This window comes from Planktothrix sp. FACHB-1355 (assembly GCF_014748295.1).
Classification (GTDB): Bacteria; Cyanobacteriota; Cyanobacteriia; order Cyanobacteriales; family Aerosakkonemataceae; genus Aerosakkonema; species Aerosakkonema funiforme_A.
On sequence record NZ_JACJUP010000840.1, the window covers coordinates 1 to 3,203 of the forward strand.

The following is a 3,203-nucleotide window of genomic DNA, read 5'->3' on the forward strand; positions in this document are numbered from 1 at the left end:
ATAAATCATCTAACTCTTCAGATTCTAGAGACTCGGCTTGAATTTGGGCTATTTCGATCGCCATATTCGCAACTGTAGGCTGTTGGAAGAATATCAGAAAAGACAACTCTACTCCCCAGGCTTCTCGCACGCGATTGACAATTTGAGCAGCCAGAATAGAATCCCCGCCTAGTTGAAAAAAGTTGTTATGGATTCCTATTTTTTCAATTTTTAACACTTGCGACCAAATTTCTGCCAGTTTGATTTCATTGATAGTCTGAGGTGGCGCATATTCTACTAGATCTGCGGTTGGATTCGATGCCGTTAGCCCTAGCTTTTCAGCTAACCCAATCCGTTGCAGTTTTCCCGTTGGCCCTTTAGGGATTTCATCTAGAAATAGAACCACGCGAGGAACTTTAAAATCTGCTAGTTTTTGAGCAACAAATTCTTTGATTTCTAACTCGCTAACCGTTATTCCTTCCTTTAAAACGACAGCAGCAGCAACATCTTCCCCTAAAAGAGTATGGGGTGCAGCAAACGTCAGAGCTTGAGCGACAGCAGGATGTTCTAGTAAGACTTCATCTACTTCGCGAGGGGAAATTTTTTCACCTGCTCGATTAATAATTTCTTTAATTCGACCTTTTAAAAAGAGATATCCATCATCATCTAAATATCCTAAATCTCCTGTCCGAAACCAACCATTAGTAAACGCTTCTGTATTCGCCTTCGGATTATTTTCATAACCTTGAGTAACGTTGGCTCCTTTAATCGCAACTTCTCCGATTTCACCAATTGAAAGTAAGTGTCCCGTCTCGTTCATAATAGCAATTTCTGGCCCTGCTGCTACGCCAACCGAACCGGGTTTGCGTTCTTTGGGAGGTAGGGGATTGCTTGCCATTTGATGAGAGGCTTCTGTCATCCCGTAGGCTTCAATGACGGGAACATTAAAAGTGGCTTCTAATTGAGCCATGATTTGGGGGGCTAAGGAAGCAGAAGAGGAGCGAATAAACCGGAGTTTGCTGTGAGAAATAATCTCGCGATTTGCTTGGGTCTGTGCCAGAATTGACTGGTGCATCGTGGGAACGGCTGAATACCAAGTGGGTTGAAATTCTTCAATCCAACTGAAAAATTGCGGGGCATAAAAACCAGGGCTACAAACGATGCTAGCACCAGCGTAGAGGGATGAAAGCAAGACGGCAATTAATCCATGAATATGGAATAAAGGCATGATGTTGAGACAGCGATCGCTTTCAGATAAATTGAGCGTCTGGCGAATATTACTAGCAGAAGTGCAAAGATTGGAATGCGTCAACGGCACAATTTTGGGGCGAGAGGTTGTGCCAGATGTGTGTAAAACTAAGGCGATATGATGAGATTCTGGATTCTGAATTTGGGCGGTTGGATTGGCTAAATTTTCAGAAATTAAACTAAAACTACCTGCTTCAGCTTCTAATTGGGGAAAAAGTTCAATAATTGGAATTCCTCGCTGTTTAGCGACTATTCTAGCAGGTTCGCCTACTCCTGGCTGAATGACTAAGGCTTTGGGATTGAGATCTGAAAGATAAAAGTCGAATTCCTGTTCGCGATAAGCTGGGTTGAGGGGCGCACAAGTAGCAGTCGCGGCGATCGCTAAAAAGGCAACCGCCATTTCTGGGCCATTGGGAAGGACAACGGCTACGCGATCGTTGGGGTTAATGCCCAGAGTGCTGAGGATGGTGGCTGTTTGGTCGATGCGATCGCGCAAACCCCCATAAGTTAAGGAAGCGCGTTTTGGAGCCACAATTGCGATTCGATCGGGATTATTTTGCGCCTGAACTTGAATGAGTTCGGCAACTGTAATTGGCTGTTTGGCAGGATTCATAATTTCTCTACTTTCACATTTTGGTTTATATTTAGCCTTTACTTCTCGATTCATTTTTTCAGCTTGTAAGACGTTTGCTGACTGGTGTCACATTTAAGGCGAACCGCGCTGCTACAGAGGGGAGCAAAAATTTTCATAGCACCTCTAAATAGCTAGAACTACCATTAAGCAAAGTTTACACCACTGGCAGTCGCTCGCCGAACTGTTTGCCGCGATCGCTTCCCTAAGTTCTTCCCTAAACTGCCTTTTGGGTATAATTTCGTATGATTGATGGTTTAAAGTATAATTTTATACAAATTAATTACCTTGTAAATTAGTTCGAGCGAGTAGCTACTCCCTTCCCGCTCAAAGAATATGTATGCTTTGGGGGGAGTGGGGGAGCGGGAGAGTGGGGGAGAAAAGAACAACAGGTAACTTGCGATCGATAATCTTACGGCGGGAAGGGAGTAATTCTAAGTTTAAACGCATTTTATTGAGAGCTTTATTCACTAGCTTCTTCACATAAAAAGTCCACCACGAGCGCCAGCTTTCTTTGCATCAAGGCCCACCAATGAGTTTGTCTGATTCCCGTCCAAGCAATTCATTGGCGAACGCTCGATTGTTTTGATAAATTTCCAATCGGAGCGTGTTGGGATCTGAATAGCGAAAAGTGACAATATAATTAACATTCCGCTCGGAATCGGTAAATCGGTACTGTGGTCGGCTTGTCGTACCCGTAACATTAAAACCTGTTAAGTTAATCGTACTACCATTTTGCTTGTTTTTCACATGGAGAATGTAATAAGCAGGTTCCCATACCCAAAAAGAAGCCTGCCAATTCGAGTTAGAAAAAGTTCCTCGAATTGAAAAATTTCCTACCGTTATCGGACAGTTGTTCTTCTCATCATCAATTCCTTGACTGCTATCCAAATAAGCTTGACATGGTTGGTCTGATTTTGGTATCCCTCCTACTGCCAATGATAGAGATAAAGAAAACGGTAAACTGCAAACAGTGGCTAACGCGATCATTCTTAAGTCCATAAGAATTTTGTTTCCTAACAATCAAGAGTATTTTCTAACTCCCCAGAACTAATAAAAGTGCTGTAATGATGCCATTCCTGATGCTTTAACTTTTTGATAAGCCCCCCAATCAAGTTTGAGCATCCCATCGCAGATTTGAGAAATAACATCAAAACGGCGCATTAATGATTGCCGATCGTAACAAGGTTTACTGGCTCGATCGCGTTGATCGCAAATTTGCTATATTACTAAAAGCTGAAAATAAATTATCTTCCCAACAAAAAAAATTAGAGCAAGTTAAAGGAGCTTCTCCTTTAGTCGAAGTCATGCACTCTTTAAAGGAAGAATTACATCAAATATTTGA

General features: G+C 42.4%; 2 protein-coding genes. Both read right to left on the reverse strand.

Features of this window, described 5'->3' with window-relative positions; all coding sequences use genetic code 11:
• On the reverse strand, positions 1-1,840 hold a 1,840-nt coding region (locus H6S82_RS25720; RefSeq protein WP_191056924.1), incomplete at its 3' end, for an AMP-binding protein.
• Positions 1,841-2,377: 537 nt separating this feature from the next.
• Positions 2,378-2,860, reverse strand: coding sequence for a hypothetical protein (locus H6S82_RS25725; protein WP_190475565.1), 483 nt, complete (start codon positions 2,858-2,860; stop codon positions 2,378-2,380).
• Between the last annotated feature and the right edge of the window lie 343 nt (positions 2,861-3,203).